General features: G+C 46.4%; 15 protein-coding genes and 5 pseudogenes. 7 read left to right on the forward strand and 13 right to left on the reverse strand.

Annotation, left to right across the window (positions count from 1 at the left end; translation table 11 throughout):
* Positions 1-140: 140 nt before the first annotated feature.
* From TZ48_RS08355 to TZ48_RS08365, 3 genes are all read left to right on the forward strand, one after another.
* Positions 141-860: a DUF3581 domain-containing protein gene (locus tag TZ48_RS08355; protein WP_112478834.1), complete on the forward strand. Its 720-nt coding sequence runs from the start codon at positions 141-143 to the stop codon at positions 858-860.
* A 114-nt stretch (positions 861-974) separates the two neighbouring features.
* Entirely contained in the window at positions 975-1,262 is a 288-nt protein-coding gene (locus tag TZ48_RS08360; protein WP_112478835.1) for a helix-turn-helix domain-containing protein, read from the forward strand.
* 186 nt (positions 1,263-1,448) lie between these two features.
* Positions 1,449-2,687 carry a DNA cytosine methyltransferase gene (locus tag TZ48_RS08365; RefSeq protein WP_112478869.1) on the forward strand — a complete coding sequence of 413 codons (1,239 nt, stop codon included), beginning with the start codon at positions 1,449-1,451 and terminating at the stop codon, positions 2,685-2,687.
* Between the two features lie 55 nt (positions 2,688-2,742).
* On the opposite strand, the gene TZ48_RS08370 is transcribed toward TZ48_RS08365, so the two are convergent.
* The 7 genes and pseudogenes from TZ48_RS08370 to TZ48_RS08400 form a co-directional block, all read right to left on the reverse strand.
* A complete protein-coding gene (locus tag TZ48_RS08370) occupies positions 2,743-3,462 on the reverse strand; it encodes a hypothetical protein (protein ID WP_112478836.1) in 720 nt (239 codons plus the stop codon).
* A gap of 322 nt (positions 3,463-3,784) precedes the next feature.
* Positions 3,785-4,351: an outer membrane beta-barrel protein gene (locus tag TZ48_RS08375; protein WP_112478837.1), complete on the reverse strand. Its 567-nt coding sequence runs from the start codon at positions 4,349-4,351 to the stop codon at positions 3,785-3,787.
* A 198-nt stretch (positions 4,352-4,549) separates the two neighbouring features.
* Positions 4,550-4,789, reverse strand: coding sequence for an RNA recognition motif domain-containing protein (locus TZ48_RS08380; RefSeq protein WP_042503352.1), 240 nt, complete (start codon positions 4,787-4,789; stop codon positions 4,550-4,552).
* A gap of 133 nt (positions 4,790-4,922) precedes the next feature.
* A pseudogene (locus tag TZ48_RS08385) lies at positions 4,923-6,343 on the reverse strand (AGE family epimerase/isomerase).
* Between the two features lie 203 nt (positions 6,344-6,546).
* Positions 6,547-6,837, reverse strand: coding sequence for a SemiSWEET transporter (locus tag TZ48_RS08390; protein WP_112478838.1), 291 nt, complete (start codon positions 6,835-6,837; stop codon positions 6,547-6,549).
* A gap of 77 nt (positions 6,838-6,914) precedes the next feature.
* Positions 6,915-8,252 carry a 6-phospho-alpha-glucosidase gene (locus tag TZ48_RS08395; RefSeq protein ID WP_112478839.1) on the reverse strand — a complete coding sequence of 446 codons (1,338 nt, stop codon included), beginning with the start codon at positions 8,250-8,252 and terminating at the stop codon, positions 6,915-6,917.
* A gap of 124 nt (positions 8,253-8,376) precedes the next feature.
* The gene (locus tag TZ48_RS08400) at positions 8,377-9,993 is read right to left on the reverse strand and encodes an alpha-glucoside-specific PTS transporter subunit IIBC (RefSeq protein ID WP_112478840.1); all 1,617 of its coding nucleotides are present in this window, start codon (positions 9,991-9,993) and stop codon (positions 8,377-8,379) included.
* Positions 9,994-10,272: 279 nt separating this feature from the next.
* Between TZ48_RS08400 and TZ48_RS08405 the strand changes: the two genes are divergently transcribed.
* The gene (locus TZ48_RS08405; protein ID WP_112478841.1) at positions 10,273-10,971 is read left to right on the forward strand and encodes a GntR family transcriptional regulator; all 699 of its coding nucleotides are present in this window, start codon (positions 10,273-10,275) and stop codon (positions 10,969-10,971) included.
* A gap of 261 nt (positions 10,972-11,232) precedes the next feature.
* Positions 11,233-12,729, forward strand: coding sequence for an ArnT family glycosyltransferase (locus TZ48_RS08410; RefSeq protein ID WP_112478842.1), 1,497 nt, complete (start codon positions 11,233-11,235; stop codon positions 12,727-12,729).
* Positions 12,730-12,968: 239 nt separating this feature from the next.
* On the opposite strand, the pseudogene metR reads toward TZ48_RS08410, so the two are convergent.
* Positions 12,969-13,879: pseudogene (metR, locus tag TZ48_RS08415) on the reverse strand (HTH-type transcriptional regulator MetR).
* Positions 13,880-14,075: 196 nt separating this feature from the next.
* On the opposite strand from metR, the gene metE reads away from it, so the two are divergent.
* Positions 14,076-16,358, forward strand: a complete 2,283-nt coding sequence (gene metE, locus TZ48_RS08420) for a 5-methyltetrahydropteroyltriglutamate--homocysteine S-methyltransferase (RefSeq protein ID WP_112478843.1) — start codon at positions 14,076-14,078, stop codon at positions 16,356-16,358.
* Between the two features lie 83 nt (positions 16,359-16,441).
* Here the strand turns inward: metE and TZ48_RS08425 are convergent, their stop codons facing one another.
* The 4 genes and pseudogenes from TZ48_RS08425 to TZ48_RS08440 form a co-directional block, all read right to left on the reverse strand.
* The gene (locus tag TZ48_RS08425; protein WP_112478844.1) at positions 16,442-16,849 is read right to left on the reverse strand and encodes a GspS/AspS pilotin family protein; all 408 of its coding nucleotides are present in this window, start codon (positions 16,847-16,849) and stop codon (positions 16,442-16,444) included.
* 17 nt (positions 16,850-16,866) lie between these two features.
* The gene (locus TZ48_RS08430) at positions 16,867-17,163 is read right to left on the reverse strand and encodes a YciI family protein (protein ID WP_112461010.1); all 297 of its coding nucleotides are present in this window, start codon (positions 17,161-17,163) and stop codon (positions 16,867-16,869) included.
* Positions 17,164-17,509: 346 nt separating this feature from the next.
* Positions 17,510-17,911, reverse strand: coding sequence for an acyl-CoA thioester hydrolase YciA (gene yciA, locus TZ48_RS08435; RefSeq protein WP_112478845.1), 402 nt, complete (start codon positions 17,909-17,911; stop codon positions 17,510-17,512).
* An 86-nt stretch (positions 17,912-17,997) separates the two neighbouring features.
* Positions 17,998-18,581, reverse strand: a pseudogene (locus tag TZ48_RS08440) (septation protein A).
* A gap of 311 nt (positions 18,582-18,892) precedes the next feature.
* On the opposite strand from TZ48_RS08440, the pseudogene TZ48_RS08445 reads away from it, so the two are divergent.
* Positions 18,893-20,721 (forward strand): annotated as a pseudogene (locus tag TZ48_RS08445) (M4 family metallopeptidase).
* A 90-nt stretch (positions 20,722-20,811) separates the two neighbouring features.
* Here TZ48_RS08445 and TZ48_RS08450 read toward each other — a convergent pair.
* A pseudogene (locus tag TZ48_RS08450) lies at positions 20,812-22,049 on the reverse strand (dicarboxylate/amino acid:cation symporter).
* Positions 22,050-22,298: the final 249 nt, after the last annotated feature.

Raw genomic sequence — 22,298 nt, forward strand, 5'->3', positions numbered from 1 at the left:
TAAGACCGAAAATGAGCGGCGATATTACAAGAAGTTGCTACGTTAAACAACCAACTATTTAGGTAATTATCTGGATAGACCATTGTCTTGAGCGGCATCAGTTATACTTCCGCCAGTTTTTAAATTAATAGTGTCGTTGTATGTTTCTAACACCTTATATTTCAAGAGAAAATTCAAAGTTTCAGTTCACTCGTCAACAAGCTAGCCATTTTGCTAAAAAAATCGCCGGGGATTTTAATCCTATTCACGACGAAGACAGCAAGCGCTTTTGTGTGCCGGGCGATCTGCTATTTGCGGCCTTGCTTGATAAAGAGGGTATCAGCCAAAAGATGCGTTTTGAGTTCTCTGGAATGGTTAACGATGGCGTCGAACTTGAGGTACAGCGTAACAGCGACAGTGAATCTGTGGTTGTCGATGACAATGGTAAAGAGTACCTACGCTTTTCTCACTCTGGTGAGCAAAGCCGCTCTGCAGACTTTATTGAACATGTGGTCTCGAATTACGTTCAGTTCTCAGGCATGAACTTTCCGCACATCATGGTGCCACTGATGCAAGAGAAGCAGATGATGATCAACTGCCAGCGCCCGCTGGTGATATACGAGAGCATGGAAGTGGAGTTTTCTCGTCTTGACCTGACTCATCCAGAGGTAGAGTTTAGCGGTGCAACGTTTGATATTGAAGGTAAGCGCGGTACGGTAACACTGAATTTTAACTTTAAAGAAGACGGCATTGTCATCGGCAAAGGCGTTAAGCGAATGGTGGCTAGCGGACTCAAACCTTACTCTGATGAGGCGATTGACGATCTCGTCGAACGATTCAATGCTCGCAAAGATGCTTTCCTAATGCAGCAGGCGGCGTAACTGGCTCTAAGTACCAAATTTTGCTAGTCTATTTCGGATTACATCAACCTGCCCGGATGATGAATCATTAGGGGAGGAGCGCAATGCTCTTCCTCTTTCCAAGGAAAAGGACGCATGACCCCGAGTAAAACCAAAACTTCATTTTATCGCCGCTTGTATCTCGCTTATCTTATTGATTCTGGCTGCAACACCATCCCAAAGATCCAATCGAACATCGACATTCCACGCCGAACGGCTCAAGATACGATTAATGCCTTGCATGAGCTTGATATCGAGTGTGAGTTCACCGGTGCGCTGAAAAATGGTCACTATCAAATTATCTCTTGGGGGCCTTTTGATTCTCACTGGGTTAAAGAGAACGCCGAGCGTATGGCGCAAACCCTAGGCTATTTGAAACAATAGCGCGACTGGCAACCTTAAACGTAGCCACATAGCGCGGACGTTTGATGTGAGTCAGAGTTTTTGGCAGGTAGTCTGCACTTTTAAAAACAGGTAGAATGATCAACCCGAACAAATAAGGACTGTATGTTTGTACAGTTCTTGTCTACTATTGGAAGCGTCATTGTTATGATGTCCAAAGAGAAGAAAATGAATTTTAGTGTTGAAGTATTAGCGGATATCCTTTCCCAATCTAAATCGACCATGGAAGCACGCATTCGTCGTGGCGAGCTAAAGCGCTGCGAGGAGTCTGGCACCATTGGGCTTGACCAAGTTGAACATCACCCAGAGATCCAATCTATGGTTCAAACCCTTTGGGATGATGAGCGCGCCGTGAAACCATTGCGACCTTACAAACTGGTGGAGCTATTCGCTGGTGGTGGCGGTCTTGCAATTGGCATGGAACAAGCGGGTCTTGAGAGTATTCTTCTTAACGAAATGGACAAGCACGCCTGTGCGACGTTGCGCCATAACCGACCAGATTGGAATGTGATTGAAGGCGACATTGCTAACGTGGATTTCACCCAGATCGAAGAAGAGGTGGATATTCTTACTGGTGGCTTCCCATGTCAGGCATTTTCTTATGCAGGTAAGAGCCTAGGTTTTGAAGATACGCGCGGTACGTTGTTTTTTGAAATGGCACGTGCCATCAAAGAAACTCAGCCCAAAGTGTTCTTGGCAGAAAACGTGCGAGCACTGCTTACCCACGACGATGGTCGCACTCTAGAAACCATTAAAAGCGTCATTGATGAGCTCGGTTACGAATTGGTAGAGCCACGTGTACTTAAAGCGATTTTCTACAAAGTTCCACAAAAACGTGAGCGCTTGATCTTGGTCGCTATCCGAAAAGATCTGGCGCAAAAAGTGAAGTTTCACTGGCCTTCACCTTATCGCAAAGTGATGACGCTTCGCGATGCATTTTACGCAGGTGAGCTTTACGACACAGACGTACCTGAGTCAGAAGGTCAGCTTTACCCAGAACGCAAACGCGAAATCATGGAGCATGTACCGCAAGGTGGTTACTGGCGTGATCTGCCAGATGATCTGCAGCGTGAGTACATGGGAGGGAGCTACTTCCTAGGTGGTGGTAAGACAGGTATGGCAAGGCGTCTCTCTTTGGATGAGCCGAGTTTGACTCTCACCACGTCTCCAGCACAAAAACAAACCGAACGCTGCCATCCTATTGAAACGCGTCCGCTGCAAGTAAGAGAGTACGCACGTATTCAGACTTTCCCTGATAACTGGGAGTTTAAAGGCTCGAAGAACGCTGCGTATAAGCAAATCGGTAATGCGGTACCGGTGAATATGTCTAAAGCGTTAGGCCATTCACTGGTAAGGTTACTCAACGATATTGAATCACTCGAGCAGCCAACCACTGGCAACGCATAATAACAAGTAGTACGTAATAGCTAGCAAGGAAGCCTTTTGGCTTCCTAGTTTGCGTTTAGCGGTGGTGTTGTATATCCAAACTCAGACGCTTCGGATTGTTGTGATTCCAATACAGCCTCTGGAATATCGGGTTTCTTAGGTCAAACACGTAACTGCCGGAAGAATCGCCTTTGGTGTAAAGGCTTTCTTTGTCATAGCCTTTTGAGGTGATGTTCTTCAGTTTGCCTGTCGTAGGGTTGACGAGTCTTGGTTCAAAGCTTTCAAGATAATCAAACCAAGCGGTGTGTTCTGAGTCATCGCGTGAGTATTCGGGTGGCTTGCGAAATTCTTCCTTGTACCAATGAATGGGCACTTGATAGTCACGTTCGAACTGGCGCAATTGGGAGAAATTCACCTTCCATATTCCTGCTAATTGTCCAACTTCAATGACGTCGCGATTGTAGCTCTTCTGCCCATTTATAAGGGAATAGCGTTGCATTGATTTGGCTGCCCACTTCACCCAAACATAGATGGTGACGTCTGTACCTTGCTCAAGCAGTTTGTTGTAGTGTAACGAGTCCTTTAAATCCATAGTGAGTGCATACTGAGGATCGATACCGTAGTTCTGCGCCATAAACAGTGGTGACGCTTTGGTTTTTAGTTCAGCGACTCGCTTTTCGTTGACGATCAAGTCGGGGTGATAAGGGTTGACTTCCTTCTCTGGGTGGATGGCGATACGCTCATCAGAATCAATAAAACCATTGTCTTGCAATCTTTTAAAGGTGTTTACAAACAAGCTCTCTTGATTCTCCCTTGCGCGCAGGCAAAAGACTTGTTGTTCAGCTCTGCGAAGCTGATTTCATTATCTTCAAAATCCTTTAGCTCATATGGCATGGTTCGCTCACCTTCCCTAGTCAATAGTCGCAAGATAGAGGTTTCTCTTTGGCTGTTATCAGGTTAATTCAATCCAATGTCCGGTCGCAAACCGTAACATGCGTAACTTGTTTGATATGTATCGAGAAATGAGAGGCTATAAATGAGGAGGTTGTCAGAAGGTTGTCGATAGGCCCAAAAATGGGCGCTATCGGATTCTATGGCTGTAATGAAATACAAATAGCTTAGAAGGTGAATCCAGCCATGAAGCTGAGCGTTGTTGCATCGAAGCCTGACTCAAGCTTTTGACCTTCAATGTTGATGGTATCGATGCCTGCTAAATGTGCGTGGACATTGAGAGAAATGCGCTCGCTCACATAATAGCCAATACCCACGAAAGGTTGATACTTGCGCTCGTTGATATCGTAAACGATGTCCGATTTCCCATCAGTGCCATAAACATCCTCGCTGATGTTGATGTTCATTTGCGCGATGCCTAGCTTGAGTGCCAAACCGTCTAACATGCCGTCATTAAATTGGTAGCCAGTATACAAACTGTAATGCTGCGCCGATTTTTTGCTGGTAAACGTTGGGTTGGTGATGCCTGGGTAAGAGCCGGTTTGAGTGTTGCTCTCATCAGAAGAGCCTAAGTTGAACTGGCCACCGATAATAAAGTTATCGTACACCACCGTTTCTAAGCCGCCAGCAAAGCCTTTGTGGCTGTCGACGCCAAGTAAAAATTGTACTGGGCTTGCGTAACTGGTAGCGGAGGCTAGGAGCGTCAGTGTAAGAGTGATACGAGAAAGGGACACTGTAATTCCTTTTATAATGCATGTAAGTGCATTAAGGCTAAAACGCGGCTCGATAGGTTGCAATACTAATTTTTGAGTTTTGCACTCAACAACAAATAAGGTGGGGTTTTCGTCGTTAAAGACGTGACACTGCCTAAAAATGGCAACAAAAAACTCCGCTCATCTGTCAGAATAAGCGGAGTTCTCTAATAGAACCAATTAATGACCGGCGAACTTAACGCGGATCTTGCTGCCACCAAACATGGTTAGGTTTAGCTCTTTAATCGCTACCTTCGCTTCTTCTGGTTCTGGCATAGTTACAAACGCGAAGCCCTTCGACTTTCCTGTCTCTTTGTCTAGTACCAGTGTGCACTCGGTAACTCGGCCGTACTCACGGAACTGAAGGCGTACATCGTGCTCTGTGGTTTCGCGAGATAGGTTGCGTACTAAGATTTGCATAATTGACCATCTGTAATCAAGGGTGAATAACGGGCGGATTGTCGCAGGTTATGCCTTTGAAACCAAGTGATTCCTGCCCGTTTGTTCGATTTTCTTACCTTCTTTACCTGACCTCAGCGCTTTTGCACAAAGGCTAAGGCGTGATGTCACTATAGCTGACCGCTTGAACCTTGCCATTATTGAGCGACGTGGTCTTGTTCACTTTGCCTTGGTAGTAGTATGGCGTGAAGCTTGGGCGTGTTTCATCGTTGACTGCGTAATACAGCGTCACAGGGTTGTGATTGAGTGAGCCTGATGTCAGTGTGCCAATCAAAGCGTGTTCAAACTGGTGATAGCCATTCCCCAGTGGAAGGCTTTGGTTGATTTAGGGTTCAGACCCACACCGCCATACTTATGGTCAACCCACACATTCATAAAGCCCGTGGTGGTATAACCGAGAGGCGCTTTGACTTTACCGGCATCCATAGAGAGGGTCATAGCTGCTTGATCAAGCTCTGCCCATTCCCATGACGAACTACCTCCGCTATTAGGTCGTCCTTTCCAGGTTGGGATGGTGGTGCCTTGTCGTTTAGCTTGTTCTTCTTTCGGGAAGTACTCGGCTACGTACTCGAATGGCATATCATGTTGAGCGCGTTCAAGAGTCACTTCCATCCCTTGTTTAGCAAAGCTTTCCCACTCTGGTTTATCAAGTAGTTTAGATGTGAGGTAGGTCATCCAATACGCCTTGATGGTATGCCCAAAGTCATTGTGTTTGGCATTCTGCTGCATTACGGCTTTGTGGTGTATCGCTCCGTAGAATCGTTGCTCGTCATCAGAGTGGTAATCATTGACCAAGATTTGTGTAAGCCACTCGAGATCTGTGAGCCATTTGGTTTTGTGAGGCTCGGGAAGTAGGGGAGCGACGAGCAGCATGTAGCCGTTGATTTGATCGAGCTGTGCGACCAGCTCGTGTTGTTTCGCGCTTTGGTCATCGCCATCTTCTAATACCCAGGCTAGTCCGACGTCGTTATTGAGTTTGTATTTATCGAAGATGAACGCTTGCTGTTCGATAAGTGCCTTCTCTACCTTAGGGTCACGAGTGAGGTAGTAATACATGGCAAGACCGACAAGGGCGTATGCTTGGTCTTGTGAGGTGCGTTGTGTCCACTTTAAACCTGGCTTATCGTCTTCAGTAAACGAGATAAACCCACCGTTTTTGGTGTCTTGAAGTTGGTCAATGAGGTAGTAAGCCCCGTCTTTGGCCAGTTCGAGCGCTTTAACATCCCCGGTTAGATGAAATAGAACGCCATAAGCGTAGGTCTGGCGTGACTTCATACGTGTGTATTCACGCCCAAAGTGAGGGATGATCCAGCCGTGTTGCAGCTCTGGGCAGACGTTGGAGATGTCGAGTAACTCTCCGTTGTCACAGCGAAATGTTGGGAAATTGCCGACGGGTATACCTTGCGCGGCTTCATGCATCCAATAGGGAGCAAGACCTTGTTTGGCGTGTGTTAGCCACGCTTGTGTGCTCGGAAAGGTATCTTCTGGTGTGCTTGGCGCTGCTTGTGACGCCATCGCACCACCAGAGGCAGCGATAGACAGAGCTAAAATAGAGGTACGAAGAGAATAAGACAACATGACGTATCCTTGTTTTTTATAAGTGTTTGAATTGCAGAAACTATAGCGCCATGACACCTATACAAACTGTTGTGCAGCTCAAGAGTTTTACAATGAAAAAAAGCCAAGCAGGGGGCGCTTGGCTTGGTCGTAACGCTTTATCAAGCGCTGGTTTTGGAGAAGGTCGGTCGTTTGCCGGTGACATCTTTGATTTTCATAATCAGAATAATGGAGGCGAGCAATAAGGTGATGGCGTTGGCAATGATGATCGGTGGGTCAGTCACTAATACGCCATACACAAGCCAAAGCGCGACACCGGTGACGAAGATGGAATACATTGCTAGTGAGATGGATTGGGTATCTCGGGTCTTGAATATGTGCAGCACTTGAGGAATGAAAGAACAAGTGGTGCAGAACGCTGCGATATAGCCCAGCGTAGTAATGTCTAACATTAACTGTGCTCCGTAAAATGCCCTGTCGAGACAGGGCATTGTTTATGATTTAGCGAAAGTATTGGAGTGGAAATGAATTACTTCATTTCAACCCAGTACTCTTTGTTGGCTTCAATCAAGTCATCCAAAATGGCTTTCGCAACGGTTGCGCTTGGAATGGTTGCTGACAATGTGAGCGCTTGCCATAGTTTTTGGTAAGAGCCTTCAACGTGCGCTTCTACAACCAGTTTCTCAACCGATACCTGTTGGCTCATCATGCCTTTTTGGAACTCAGGAATGGCACCAATTTGCAGTGGTTTCGCACCTGTGTTGTCAACGATACATGGGATTTCTACCATGGCTGTTGGGTCAAAGTTCGCGATTGCGCCATTGTTTGGAACGATGAGCAGCATGCGCTCTTTGGTGTTGAATGCAATCGCTGTTGCTAGGTCAACAATGTAAGACGCGTGCTCTTCGACTTCGATGGTGGTGTCTACGGCTGTGCCAGCAGCGATGATGCGGTGACACTCTGTGAACACTTCTTTCTCACGACCTTCCATGACTTCGTTAGCACGAGTGAACTCTTTGTTTGAGTGCTCGACTACGTAGTCTGGGTACATGTAGTACTTAAGGTACGTGTTTGGGATCGTTTCTGGGTCGAGTGCGTATACGTCACGAACCTTGATGAAGGTTTGCTTCCAAGATTCGTCTGTGTGCTGGGCACCGTTCATTGCGCTTGGTGGCAAGTAGCCGTTCTCTTTGATGTACTCTTTGATGCGTGGCATCAAATCTTCACCCGTTTTCGCATCTTTGAACTCTTTCCACCAACCGAAGTGGTTTAGGCCGTAGTACATGATGTCGAACTGTTTGCGATCTTCGTAGCCTAGGATCTCTGCGATACGTGTTTCGATGCCAATTGGCATATCACAGATGTTGAGTACTTTTGAATTAGGGCGCATGACGCGACACGCTTCTGCCACGATAGCTGCTGGGTTTGAGTAGTTCAGCATCCACGCGTTTGGCGAGTATTTTTCCATGTAGTCAATCATTTCGATAACTGCAGGGATTGAGCGAAGGCCGTAAGCCACACCGCCAGCACCACAGGTTTCTTGGCCTACACAGCCGTGGCGTAGAGGAATTTTCTCGTCTTGCTCACGCATTGCGTAAAGACCAGCACGAATGTGAGCCATACAGAAGTCGATGTCTGTGAACGCTTCTTCAGGGTCAGTGGTGTATGAGAACTCAATGTGCGGTGCACGCTCTTTTAGCAAGATTTTACACGCTTCAGCGATTGTCTCTTGGCGCTGAGCGAAGTTGTCGTAGAATTTCAGTTTGCGGATTGGAAAACGCTCTTGGTTTTCAAGCAGCATCATAACGATGCCAGGAGTGAATGTTGAGCCGCCGCCTGCGATAACTACTGAGAATTCTTTTTTCATGATATGCCTCACTTGGACTAGGGCGGTACGCTACCGCCCTTTGGTAGTATGTTGTTAGTATCTGTTTTGTTTACGTTATTGGACTAGATGGATTATCTAGGTATTGCTATTCGTTTCTCTTGGACTACGTGGCCGGAGCCATTGTCATGTCGACAGTCTTAGTAGCGCTGTAGATCTTTTCGCACTCTTCCCTAAGCTGAGGGACATTGAGTCCGATGATGACTTGGATGGCTTTACCGTTTTTCACGATGTTCACCGCGCCCGTCTCCATAAAGTATTCTGCTGACTGAACCTTGCTTGGGTCTTTGACCGTGACTCGCAGTCTGGTCGCACAGTTACTTAAATCTTCAATGTTATGCACGCCGCCCAAACCTTCGATGGTTTCTACTGCTTGGATTTGCAGTGGGGTTGCTGTACCTGCATCACCTTTACCAGTAATGCCGTGTTTCTCATTGAAGTCTTTTTTGGTGTGCAGTTTCATTTCTGCATCGCCGCGACCCGCAATTGGCACATCAAACTTAACGATGAGGTATTTGAACGTCACGTAGTAGATGGCTGTGAAGCAAAGACCGATAGCGATTTGAGTCACGACCATGCTGGTGTGGTTACCCAGAAGAGGGATCCAGTTACCTGTTGCAAATTCAATTAGGCCACCGCCCATGTTGCCGACCACACCGAAGGTGTACATCACCATCGCCATAGTGCCTGCGAGAATCGCGTGGATTGCGAACAGCCAAGGCGCGATGAATAGGAAGGTAAACTCAAGTGGTTCAGTGATACCTACCAATACTGCGGTTAACGTTGCTGGGATAAGAAGTGCCGCTACTTTCTGACGGTTTTCAGGTTTTGCTGTGTGGTACATCGCTAGCGCAATACCAGTACAACCGAAGATCTTAGAGTTACCGTGCAGAGCAAAGCCGCCAGCAGGGAAAAGATCTTTCATTGATTGAGCGGATTGTGTGAAGGTTTCTAGGTTAGTAAACCAGTCCACAACGATGCCGTTTGGTGTCGCCACGTTACCGTACACAAATGGTGCGTAGACGAAGTGGTGCAGACCCGTCGGGATCAAGATGCGCTCTAGGAAGGTGTATAGCCAAACACCGAATGAACCTGAGCTGACCAAGAAGCCTTGTAGGTTAAGGATGCCGTGCTGGATTGAAGGCCAGATGTAAAGCGTTAACCAAGCCGCTGGCAGCATGGCAAAGAATGAAATCATGGCTACGAATGACGCACCTTGGAAGATACCTAGGTAAGCAGGCAGCTGTTTTTCAAACGTGCGGTTGTGGATCCAGGTAACAAAGCCAGAGATGATGATGGCACCAAAGATACCGGTATCGAGCGTTTTAATACCTGCAATTTCAGTCAGACCCGATGTTCCGCCAATCGCTTGAGAGAAATCGACACCGAAGAACTCACCCCAGAATCCACCCATCGCACCAACAAAGTAGTTGAAGGTTAGGTAAGAAACCATGACCACCATAACGGCGCGAGCATGAGCGGTCTTAGCAAGACCAATCGGCAGGCCGACGGCAAAAAGTAGCGCCATGTTACGGAAGATAGTCCAGCCACCTTCTTCAATGACTTGTAAAACTTGATAGTACAAACCGTCTTTATCAGCGAGATCGCCAACAAATATGGGGTTTTTGAGAACAATGGTCAGTCCCACTAAGATCCCGACAAAAGGAAACAGTAAAACTGGGGTAAACATTGCTCCACCTAAGCGTTGTATAGCACTTAACATGGAAGGGTCCTTTTTGTTATTGGTATAGAGTTTTTGTTTTTGTAATTCTTGTGTCTCTCGACAGGTCTTAAATTACTCCTGAAAATAAAACATGACAAATTGATAATATGTAAACTGTGATTGAGTACAAATAAAGCATGTATTATGTGATTTGGAGCATAAAAAGAGACCTATAAGGGATGTTTTATCGACGGTAGTGCTGAGTTGTGACGAAGTTAGTGTGATTGGTTATTGATTTGTATTTTTGGTGGTGATAGCTTGACGCCTAGAGGTGAAAACATGTTATACAAAAAGGTAATGCAGGATTTAAAGTCCCGCATTGATTCGGAAGAGTTCGCGATTGGCGATACGCTTCCTACCGAGCGAGATCTTATCGACGCCTATTCAGTGAGTCGTATTACGGTGCGCAAGGCGATAGAGGAATTAGTGAAGCTGGGCTTGGTTGAGAAACGCCAAGGCGCAGGCTCTACCGTTATCGGTAAGACCATGACTGGCTCGATGTCGAACTTGCGTAGCACGAGTGAATACATGAGTGATGCCGGGACTAAACTCGAATACAAAGTGGTCGAGTTTACCCTGATGGATCCCGATGAAGAGGTGGCAGCGGCGCTGAAAATTGGCTCCGATGAGAAAGTGTATTTTATCCGTCGCTTTAAGCTGATAAATGGTGTCCCTTCTATTTACGAAGACTCATTCATGCCAGTTGCTATGTTCCCGCAAATGAACATCATGTCTCTGCAAGGCTCGAAGTACCAATATCTAGAAAAAGAGCTAGGTTTGCAGATAGACGGTGCACTCCAAGATTTTGAAGCGGTTATGCCAGACGAGCACTTGTGCGAAGTGTTTGAGCTATCTCCAGAGGTGCCGATTATTCGCCTTCTTTCGACAGGTAAGCTCAGCGATGGCAGCATCTTTGAATACACTAAGCTGTACTTCAAACCGAATACGTATTCGTACAAGCACTACTTAAAGCGCTAAACATACCCATGCCGAGGTTCTCCTCGGCATTCACTCCTATTTCCCTTTCTTGACTCACTCATACCCAGTTCGATACAAAGCATTACACCCCTTGACGAACTAAATATATAGACTAATTGTTATTGTGCAGGCACTAATTTCCCAAGATTATGAATTTAGAGGGAATTTACAGAGAATTGACCTAGTTTACTTTTCTCACACGCTTATCCTAAGTAAAGTTTGCCGCCAAACCCCTGAAATTAACCGAATCCAAGGGCGTCTATGCTGTCTACTATTCTTCATTTTGACCAATCCTCCAACACTCCAACTGATATCGCTCGCTCGCACCGCGCTGCGTTCATTTGGTGTTTTGCGTACGCTGTGGCGTGGTCTCTGGTTTCTTATCACCTTGATCCTACAGTCCCTTATGATGCTGTTGAGGCGTTAAACTGGGCCAGCAATGGAGAGTGGGGCAGTCCAAATAATCCATGGTTTGTGGGTTTTGTCGCGCGTATTTTATTGATTTCATCGTCTACGGAGTTTGCATCGGCATTTTGGTATGTAGGCCACTTTAGTGTGGTAGCCATAGGTATGCTTGGTTGCTATCGTCTGGCGTATAAGCTGACGGATTCAATCGCTTTCGCTTGGCTGGGTATGCTGACATTGAACTTGTCAGGGGTCATCAACTTTGATGCCATTCCATACAATGACAACTATCTGCTATTTGGATCTTGGTCTTGGTTACTGCTGATGTTTATCAAGGCAGTTTACGAAGACTCAAAATGGTGGATCCCTTTTGGTATTTTGGCAGGCTGCTCTGCGATGGCGAAATACACCACCTTTGCGCCAGTCGCGATGATCTTCATTTTAAGCTTGGCAGTACCGAGTGTACGTCGTAACTGGAGCGATCGTAATTTCTATATTGGTATTGCGGCTTTTCTCGCTTTGGTCACTCCAAACTTCTTTTGGATGTTTGCTAACAACTTTTCTTCGGTGAAATGGGTGAGTGGCCAAGTCTCGGCTCAACTTAGCCCGGGCAGTTGGTTGGCGCTTCTGTCGGTTTTCTACCCGTTGATTCTACTTGCAGGTTTGCTTGGTAAACGTGGTCTACGTTTTACTAAAAATGTACCGGAAAAGGTGTGGTTGACGACATTTGTTTTGCTGGCGCCGTTGGTGGTGATTATGGCGTGGTTTACCTTCCATAAAGGCGGCCGCCTCGTTGAATGGTTACACCCATTCTTTATGCCAGCGCCTGCGGTATTGGTTGCGTTTTTAGCCAAAGACGTGATTGGTAAACTGTCACGTGCTTACAAAGTGTTGGTGACAATGGCGCTATTGATGATCGTGGGTTACAGCTCAGTGATGGTTTTCAATGTACGCAATGCAGGTGAGAACTTTGAAGGCGTTAAAGTACTAGCACATGATGCCGAAACGTTCTGGTACGAGAATACAGACAAACCACTCAAGCTGGTGGGCGGTGCAGAGATCTCAGAATGGATGACATTCTATATTGCGCCGCATCCAGAAATGTCAAACCGCTGGAGCAACGAAACACTACCGAACGTATACAACCGTCATATCACTGCGGAAAAGATTGAATCACAGGGTGTGCTGTTACTCAGCCACGTAGGCGCGACCTGTGAAGGTCAACCGTTCAAGCGTTTCACTGATGAATGGCCACAGTTTAAAATTTCGGTGACCAAGCAAATTGCTTATCAAGATTCACCGCAAGAGCCGGTAGAGCAGATTTGTTTGGGGATGATTGCGCCGAAAGAGTGATTTAGTTCAGGCGATGCGACGATAGGAGCGAGCCTTTTGTTCTCCCCCTTGATAACGGGGCGCGTAGCCGGGGAGTTAGAGGGGTGCTCTTGGTTTTTTCTCTAATATGATGACTTAAAGAACATAGAACATAGAACATAGAACATAGAGCATAGAGCGAAAAGCACCCCTCCCAGCCTCTCCTTATAAAGGGGAGGAGCAAAAGGCTCACTGCGTGTCGCCTGATCTAGAACCCATCATCAAGCCACCTTAATCCCATCCAAATGCTGCTTGCACTGCGCTCTTGCTGTGCCAAAAAACGCTTGCAGATAATGTTTATCCTTTTCCCCATTGCGAACGGCGGCAAACAGTCTGCGCCATAGTCCTTCACCTAATGGTTTGCTGGTGATTAAGCCTTGGCGGGAGAACTCACTCACCGCCCAGTTTGGTAGGCAGCGACGCCAAGGCCGGCAGAGACCATTTGTACCAGCATTAGAGTATTATCTGCTTGTTTCCACTTATTTGGTTCGACGCCTGCTGGCGTAAGGAAGTGTTTAACGACATCTAATCGCTGTTTTTGCACCGGATAAGTCAACAGGGTTTGGTCGGTGAGATCGCTTGGCTCGATATGATCTTTCTCTGCTAACGGGTGCGAGATCGAAGTTACAAGGCGCATTTCAAAGTCGAATAGAGGTTCGTAGTGGATTTCCGAGCGGGGTTGAATGTCGGAGGTGATGACCAAATCCAGTTCGCCACCGACTAGAGCGGGGATAGGTTCAAAACCAAACCCTGAGGAGAAATCCAGCTCTACATGTGGCCATGCAAGTTGATACTCTTTTAGGGCTGGCATTAACCATTGGAAGCAGGAGTGGCAGTCGATAGCCATATGTAAGCGACCGTTAACGTCTTCTTTAAGGCCGGCTAAGTCGCCTTCGGCTTGGGCGATACGCGGTAGCACGTCGTTAGCGAGATTAAGCAGGATCTCGCCTTCAGAGGTGAACTTCACTGGTCGAGTTTTTCGAATGAATAGCGGTGAACCAATACGAGCTTCGAGATCTTTCAGTTGATGAGAGAGTGCTGATTGCGTCAAATGCAGCGACGTTGCCGTCGCGGTTAGTGAGCCGGTATCACGAAGTGACGCCAGTGTTTTTAAGTGTTTTAGCTCTATCATGAAAATCCCTCATCCTTAATCCCTTTTCATTAACTTACCGTGCTTTGGTGTATAAGTAAACGTCTAGACGTCTAAATGATGATTTCTTATTGCATGAGAAAGATTCATATTCTTTGTGAATGAATTGCGATTGTTCATATTGCTCTACTGAGTGATTCTTTAGCCATCCAGACTGCTAACGAATAAAAAGGACAACATCATGACAGCAACTCATATTCTTGGTTACCCACGTATCGGTGAAAAGCGTGAACTGAAATTTGCTTTAGAACAGTATTGGCGTGGCGAACTTGACCAGCAGGGCTTAAAGTTGGTCGCGGCTAAAATCCGTAAACAAAACTGGGAACGTCAAAAACAAGATGGCCTCGACTATGTCACCGTCGGTGACTTTGCATGGTATGACCATGTACTTGGTACCAGTCTTCTTCTAGGCCATGTGCCAAAGCGACACAACAGCGGTTTCCCGGACTTAGACACGCTATTTCGTATTGGCCGAGGTCAGTCTCAAACCGATTGCGGCTGCGCGGGGGAAGCGGCTTCAGATATGACTAAGTGGTTTAACACCAATTACCACTATATTGTGCCGGAGTTTTCCTCGGACGATCAGTTTAAAGTGAGCTGGACTCAGCTTTTCGATGAAATCAATGAAGCGCAGCAGCAAGGCCATAAAGTGAAGCCGGTACTGCTTGGTCCGTTGAGTTACCTTTACTTGGGTAAAGAAGTAGAGCAAGGTTTCGACCGCTTGTCACTACTACCACGATTGCTGACCGCTTATCAGGCAATCTTTGCTAAATTTGAAAAACTCGGCATCGAATGGGTACAAGTGGACGAGCCTATTTTGGCACTTGAGCTTGAAAAGCCGTGGTTGGACAGCTTTAAGTTGGCGTATCAAGTGATCCGCAGTGATGTCAAAGTACTGCTTGCGACCTATTTTGACTCAGTAGTGGACTCGTTGGATACCATTGTAGAGCTTGAGGTCGACGGGTTACATGTTGATGTCGTTGCCGCGCAAAATCAATTGGATGACGTGGTCAATCGTCTGCCAAATGATTGGGTGCTGTCAGCGGGTATCGTTAACGGCCGTAATGTTTGGCGTGCAAACCTGCACAGCGCTTTACAAACTCTAAAGCCTATCAAAGCAAAGTTGGGTGAGCGCCTATGGGTGGCGTCTTCATGTTCGCTGCTCCACAGTCCAGTGAATGTTGAGCTGGAAACTAAGCTGCCGCAAGGCAGCAAAAACTGGTTCTCGTTCGCCAAGCAAAAGGTATCCGAAGTCTCATGGCTTGCGAAAGCATTGGATGGTGATCAACAAGCAATAGAGCACTGCGCTCAGTACAGTCAACCCATCTTAGACCGCGCTCGTTCAACTTGGGTAAACAAGCCTCATGTTCAAAGCCGTGTCGCGACGCTTGCTTCTACCAATGGCGACCGCAGCGCTCCGTATGCTGAGCGTGCACATCATCAGCAAGAAGTACTGAAGTTACCTAAGCTCCCGACGACGACGATCGGCTCGTTTCCACAGACGGCTGAAGTGCGTAAAAGCCGCGCCGCTTTCAAGCGTGGTGATATCACGGTCGCGGAGTATGAATCTCTAATGAAAGGCTTCATCAAAGATACCGTGAAACGCCAAGAAGCGACGGGTCTGGACGTGTTAGTGCATGGGGAAGCTGAGCGAAACGATATGGTGGAATACTTTGCTGAGAACTTATCGGGTTTCCAAACCACAGAATTTGGTTGGGTACAAAGCTATGGTTCGCGCTGCGTTAAACCGGCCATTGTCGTCGCCGATATTGAGCGTGATAAGTCTATTACTGTGGATTGGTCTACTTATGCGCAATCACTGACAGACAAACCAATGAAGGGCATGCTGACTGGGCCTGTGACCATTTTGTGCTGGACCTTCCCGCGTGAAGATGTCACTCGAGAGACCATCGCGAATCAATTGGCGTTCGCGCTACAAGATGAAGTAGATGCGCTGCAACGAGCAAACATCAATATCATTCAAATTGATGAGCCTGCGATTCGTGAAGGTTTGCCACTGAAAAAACGCGACCACAAAGAATACTTAGATTGGGCGGTGAAAGCGTTCAAGGTTTCAGCAGCGAGTGCAAGGCCAGAAACTCAGATTCATACTCACATGTGTTACAGCGAGTTTAACGAGATTATCGAGTCGGTGGCAGAATTGGATGCGGATGTGATTACGATAGAGACGTCTCGTTCTAACATGGAGCTGTTGAACGCATTTGAGGAGTTTAACTATCCAAATGAGATTGGTCCTGGTGTGTATGATATTCACTCGCCAAACATTCCAAACGTTGAGTGGATTGAGCAGCTAATTGAAAAAGCGGCCAAGCGTATTCCGGTTGAAAGACTGTGGGTTAATCCAGATTGCGGCCTAAAAACGCGTAACTGGGAAGAGACAGAAGCATCGCTAACGAACTTGGTACAAGCGGCGAAGAACTTGCGAGAGCGTTTATTGTAATAGGGTATCGGTAATAAAATGAAAAAGAGGCTTGCTGATGCAAGCCTCTTTGTTTTCATAACTGACCGCTCATGTTCGCGTGGCTACTGTGGTAGCGGCTTTTCACAATACTGCTGATTAACTAGTTGGTCGATCATCAACTGGCCGCGAGCATTACGGATCATAATGCGATAGCCGAGACCAAGCTCCAGATTGGCTTTCACCTCGCGATCGGTACAATAGTAGTTCATGCTGTTACGCAGAACTTGATCTAACGGTAGTGCGCCTTTGGCATCGGTGTTGTAAATCATCATGATTTCAACAATGCCTTTGCTCGCCGACGCTTTCATAATGGAAAGCGGACCTTGCTCAATCGGTAGTCCGGAGGATATGACGCTCGCTCGGCTTTGCGCTAACAGCTCGAGTTTACGGCGTTCATCGTCGCCTTTGCTTGAACAACCAGCCAACGCGGTAAGCGCAGCGATTGCTAGCCAACTTAATGTTTTTTTCATTATGCTATTTATCGCTTTTAGAATACTTTTTTGAATGGCTTGACGATTACGTTCTCATAAACGCCAGCTTCAATGTACGGATCGGCATCTGCCCATGCTTGTGCAGCGTCCAGAGAGTCAAACTCTGCAATGACGGTGGATCCTGTAAATCCAGCTTCACCTGGATTATCACTATCAATGGCAGGCATCGGACCTGCGGTCAATAGGCGACCTTCATCTCTAAGCGCTTGAAGTCTTTCTAGGTGCTGTGGGCGTACACTCAGACGCTTTTCTAGCGAGTTCTCGACATCTTGAGAAAAAATAACGTACCACATATTTGTATCCTTCAAATAGTTTATACCCAAGTGACCTCAATATGCAGAGTTCAGAGCACTAGCCTTGGCTTATATCAAGGAAAATATCCGCAGTAATGGAAATCCATTTCAAGGTTATTTGACGCTGAGATAAGCCAAGGCTAGTGCTCCCTTCGGGCGAGTTTGCTTGGCTAGCAGCCTTTGTTGGCAAGTTTAAGCATAGACCCACTATGCCTTCAACTTGCCGCCGCGGCTGCAACCCAAGTAAATCTCGCTGAATCAGCATCTTGAGGTTACTTGGGTATAGTAACTTAATTCGTTCTATAAGATGTCATTTTTTCACTGAAAAGTCATCGTTAGCTGTCGCTTAATTTGGATTAATTGGACGTGGTCGCCCATTTGCATCAATTGCTACGTAGTTAAATGTCGCGTCACAGACTTGGTAACGCTCGCCAACACCGTCGACGCTGACCGGTTTCACCCATACATCTAAGTTAATGGACATTGAAGTGTTACCAATTTTAGTACATTCACCGTAACAGCAAACAACGTCACCGACTTTCACTGGGTGTTTAAACGTAATACTCGATACAGAGACAGTAACGATTCGACCGTGCGAAATCTCTTTGGCAAGAATTCCGCCCGCTAAGTCGAGTTGCGACATGATCCAACCACCGAAAATATCGCCATTGGCGTTGGTGTTTTCAGGCATTGCCAGTGTGCGAATGATTAACTGGCCTTTAGGAGTGTTCGATGTTGTATTTGTCATGTTTATTGTCTTCCAGAAACAGCACAGCGACCCGTAGGTCGCTGATTCTTAATCGTTCGCGGAGTATACAAAAGATCCGCCGGTGATCAAGGTGTATGATCTTGGTTCTCATTTTTGGAGGCTTTATTTTGCTCTTCGTCGGATGTCTCTTTCGGCATGTGTTTGTAGATGTAAATGCCAGTAAACACGGTAAAGAGCAGAGTTGCCGCCAACAGTCCAAACACCTTGAAGTTGACCCAAATATCAAGGGGCAGGGCGTAGGTACGTAAATATTAAGGCCCGCGCAGAACGAGAAAAAAACCACCCATGCAAAGTTAACTTTAGCCCAAACTCGCTCAGGTAGCGTGATCTCTTTGCCTAGCATGCCTTTGATCAAGCCACGTCCCATTGCGTGAGTCACAGCAAGCGCAATCGCAAACAGCGCGTAAACAATGGTGACTTTCCATTTAATGAAATTGTCATCATGGAAGAACAAGGTCATGCCACCAAAAACAGCGACCATTGCAAAGGTAATCAACTGCATCTTCTCGACAGTTTTGTATAGCCAATAGGTCACTGCAACTTGCACTGCGGTGGCGATGATAAGCGCTCCGGTGGCGACGTAGATATCCTGCATTTTGTACAGAACGAAGAAAATAATCAGAGGGATAAAATCGAGCAGCTGTTTCATGGCTCAGTAAGACCTTTTTATAAATCGAGTCGCTAGTGTAACCAAATACCGTTTTAGAGCAAACGCCAGTCGCCGTTTGGAAACAAGAACACAGTTTTCAGCTCTGATATTTACTAGCACGTCAATTGCACCATTAAGTGGCAGTTACTGATAGATTGGCGCCTGATAATCTTTACAGAATGCTTAAACCGAGTTTTTACTCTACTCTTGTGTGTTACAAAAATGTTGCATATGTTTTTGTTTAATCGGATATCGAATAACCGATTGAACTATAAGTATTAATTATATCAATAACATTCAAGGAATACAGAATGAACAATGTAACACGTCAAGCTAGGTGGCTTATTGGAACCTCGACGGCTTTAATTGCGTTATCCGTCGACGCTGCAGAGTTTGTCGAAATGACAGATGCAAACCAAGCACAAGCGCTTATCGACGCGCAGTTTAGTATCGTACCTCAGGCAGATGCTTATACAGAGGTAAAGCGAGTAACGCTGCCTAATGGGAAGACTAAGGTCAAATATCAGCAGCTTTATCAAGGTTTGCCTGTCTATGATGCGACGATCACCTCAACCAAAGGAGAGCAGGGGATATCTGAGGTTTACGGGGTGATGGCGCAAGGTTTAGTCAATGATCTCCCTGTTGTTAAACCGAATATATCCAGCGATGAAGCCCTTCAACTTGCAGAGCGTCATCACTTCAGCCTCCATCCGTCGTTTGTTGATACCAAACCAGAAATTGAAAACCGAAAATCTAAGTTGATGGTTCGCGTTGGTGAAGACCAGGTCGCGCGAATGGTTTACTTAGTGGACTTTTTTGTCGCAGGCGATGAACCAGAAAGGCCTTTTATGTTTGTGGATGCGGAGTCTGGCGACATTCTTGAGTCTTGGGATGGCATTAACCATGCAATGGCGACAGGGCCAGGCGGCAATGAGAAAACGGGCGCGTACTATTTTGGTCAGGACTTTCCCTCGATTTTGATGAGTAAGTCCGGGAATACCTGCACTATGTCGAACAGTAATGTTAAGACGGTCAATCTCAATGGCGGTACGTCAGGTTCGTCAGCATTTAGCTATACCTGCAACGATTCAACCAACTATAACGACTACAAAACCGTGAATGGCGCTTACTCCCCAATTAATGATGCGCAGTATTTCGGTAATGTGGTGTTTGATATGTTCAAAGATTGGATGCAGACCGCACCACTGACATTTCAGTTAACCATGCGTGTCCACTATGGCAACAACTATGAAAATGCGTTCTGGAACGGGTCATCCATGACTTTTGGCGATGGGCAAAACACCTTCTATCCATTGGTTGACATCAATGTGAGTGCTCATGAGGTGAGCCATGGTTTTACTGAGCAAAACTCAGGACTGGTATACAAAAATATGTCTGGCGGTATGAACGAAGCGTATTCAGATATCGCTGGTGAAGCGGCTGAATACTACATGCGTGGCAGCGTCGATTGGCTAGTGGGAGCGGATATCTTTAAAGGAAACGGTGGATTGCGCTACTTTGATCAACCCTCGAAAGATGGTAAGAGTATCGATAATGCCTCGCAGTATTACGATGGCATGAATGTGCATTACTCAAGTGGTGTATTCAATCGTGCATTCTATTTGCTCAGCACCAAGTATAATTGGGACATTAAGTCAGGTTTTCAGGCATTTACACTCGCCAACCAAATGTATTGGGGAGCGAATAGTACGTTTAACCAAGGTGGTTGTGGCGTCGCGAAGGCCGCAGACGATCTGTCATTTAAACGCAGTGATGTCGTCAATGCGTTTGCAGAGGTTGGCGTGGATGCGAGTTGTGGTACTACACCGCCTATCCCAGGCAATGAGCTAGTCCTAGGTCAGCCGATTACTGAGCTAAGTGGCAGCTACAACAGCACAGATTATTACACCTTTAGCGTGATACGGACAAGACGGTGACGGTGGCGATAACAGGTGGGAGTGGTGATGCGGATCTGTATGTAAAGAAAGGCGCGAAACCGACGACTTCCGATTTTGATTGTCGCCCATACCGTGATGGTAATGTTGAGTCATGCTCAGTAAATGCGGTAGCGAATACCACTTATCATGTGATGTTGAGAGGTTACCGTGATTACTCAAATGTGACGTTGTCGCTCAACTAGCGGCTGGTGCTAGCTAAGTTTTTACACGGTACATAATAAAAACGGGTTGTCCCTAATGGTGACAACCGTTTTAGCATCAACTCGTTAATACTAGGCTTGCTGTTTCTCAAGCTGCGCTTCTTGCTCAGTTTCTTCTTCAACCAATGCATCAACGATAACCGCACACGCGGCATCACCGGTGATGTTAAGCGCAGTACGGATCATGTCAAAGATACGGTCAAGAGCGAACAGTAGTGGTAGACCTTCGATTGGAATCCCTGCTGCTAGTAGTACTGCAACAACAAGGAATGATGGTCCAGGTACACCTGCTTGACCCACTGCGCCCAACGTTGAAGTTACGATGATCGCAATGTAAGCGCCCATTGAAAGGTCAATGTTGAACAACTGTGCGAAGAAGATTGCTACTAGGCCGTAGTAGATCGCATTACCCGACATGTTGATTGTTGCACCTAGAGGTAGAACAAACGACGCGGTAGAGTTTTTAACGCCAAGCTCTTTTTCAACTGTGTCCATTGTGACAGGTAGCGTCGCCATAGAAGAAGCCGTGGATAGAGCAACGGCTTGTGGCTTTTTCATTGCGCTGATGAACTTCTTCGCAGAAGTCTTAGTGAACAGTTGAATCATTAGTGGGTAAGCAACGAAACCGAAGATTAGGATCGCAGCGATGTAAACCACGAACAGCTTGAACACGACCATTAGCGCGCCAAAACCGAATGTGCCTACCGCTTCTGCCATAAGACCAAATACACCGATTGGCGCGACGATCATTACCTTGTTGATCATCCATACCATAACGTCAACGATAGCGTTTACACCGTTAAGCAGTGGGTCGCGGCGAGTAGATTCAAGCTTTGATAGACCGATACCGAAGAACAGACAGAACACTAGGATCTGAAGGATGTTGGCTTCATTTAGCGACTGGAAAACGTTGGTTGGGATCATACCAGTGACGGTAGCCCAGAAAGTGGGTAGTTCACCTTTTGAAGCGTACTCAGCTGAGAACATGCCTTCGATACCTGCGGTATCGATGTTCACACCTGGTTGGAATACTTCGCCCATAATCAGAGCAAGTGCTACTGCAAGTGCCGACGTTAGACCGAAATAAGCAAGCGTTGTTACGCCAACTTTACCTGCATTGCTGCTGTTACCAAGACCGGCTGCACCTGAGATCAGAGCAACGGCAACCAGAGGGATTACTAACATCTTGATTAGATTGATGAAGATAGTACCAGTGGAGCAAACATAGAAGCAGATTCACCCATCATGGCACCGATGAAGGTACCGAGGATCATTGCAATCACGACTTGGACGCCAATGTTATTTAGCATCAACTTTTCTTTTAACACTTCCTTAACTCCTGTGCTAATTATTTATCAATTCCTAGTATAGTCTTCTATTTGAACGGTAAATATTAGACTAATCGTCGACGGCAATTTTTACACTTATTTAGCACTTTGCGCAACAGCAGAAACCGAAATCATGAGAAAAAGCGCGAAAAAACCGAATGAATGGTGAACGAATACCCGAAAGCAAACGTTTGCCATTAGCTTTGAGAATGATTTGCGGTCGAGTTTTTT

It is taken from the genome of Vibrio variabilis (assembly GCF_003263785.1).
GTDB classification, from domain to species: Bacteria; Pseudomonadota; Gammaproteobacteria; order Enterobacterales; family Vibrionaceae; genus Vibrio; species Vibrio variabilis.

Coding starts and splice junctions, on each gene's coding strand:
- TZ48_RS08405 (WP_112478841.1), top strand. CDS start 10,273: ATGTTATACAAAAAGGTAATGCAGGATTTAAAGTCCCGCATTGATTCG.
- TZ48_RS08400 (WP_112478840.1), bottom strand. CDS start 9,993: ATGTTAAGTGCTATACAACGCTTAGGTGGAGCAATGTTTACCCCAGTT.
- TZ48_RS08410 (WP_112478842.1), top strand. CDS start 11,233: ATGCTGTCTACTATTCTTCATTTTGACCAATCCTCCAACACTCCAACT.
- TZ48_RS08425 (WP_112478844.1), bottom strand. CDS start 16,849: ATGAAAAAAACATTAAGTTGGCTAGCAATCGCTGCGCTTACCGCGTTG.
- TZ48_RS08355 (WP_112478834.1), top strand. CDS start 141: ATGTTTCTAACACCTTATATTTCAAGAGAAAATTCAAAGTTTCAGTTC.
- TZ48_RS08430 (WP_112461010.1), bottom strand. CDS start 17,163: ATGTGGTACGTTATTTTTTCTCAAGATGTCGAGAACTCGCTAGAAAAG.
- TZ48_RS08380 (WP_042503352.1), bottom strand. CDS start 4,789: ATGCAAATCTTAGTACGCAACCTATCTCGCGAAACCACAGAGCACGAT.
- TZ48_RS08395 (WP_112478839.1), bottom strand. CDS start 8,252: ATGAAAAAAGAATTCTCAGTAGTTATCGCAGGCGGCGGCTCAACATTC.
- yciA (WP_112478845.1), bottom strand. CDS start 17,911: ATGACAAATACAACATCGAACACTCCTAAAGGCCAGTTAATCATTCGC.
- TZ48_RS08360 (WP_112478835.1), top strand. CDS start 975: ATGACCCCGAGTAAAACCAAAACTTCATTTTATCGCCGCTTGTATCTC.
- TZ48_RS08390 (WP_112478838.1), bottom strand. CDS start 6,837: ATGTTAGACATTACTACGCTGGGCTATATCGCAGCGTTCTGCACCACT.
- TZ48_RS08365 (WP_112478869.1), top strand. CDS start 1,449: ATGAATTTTAGTGTTGAAGTATTAGCGGATATCCTTTCCCAATCTAAA.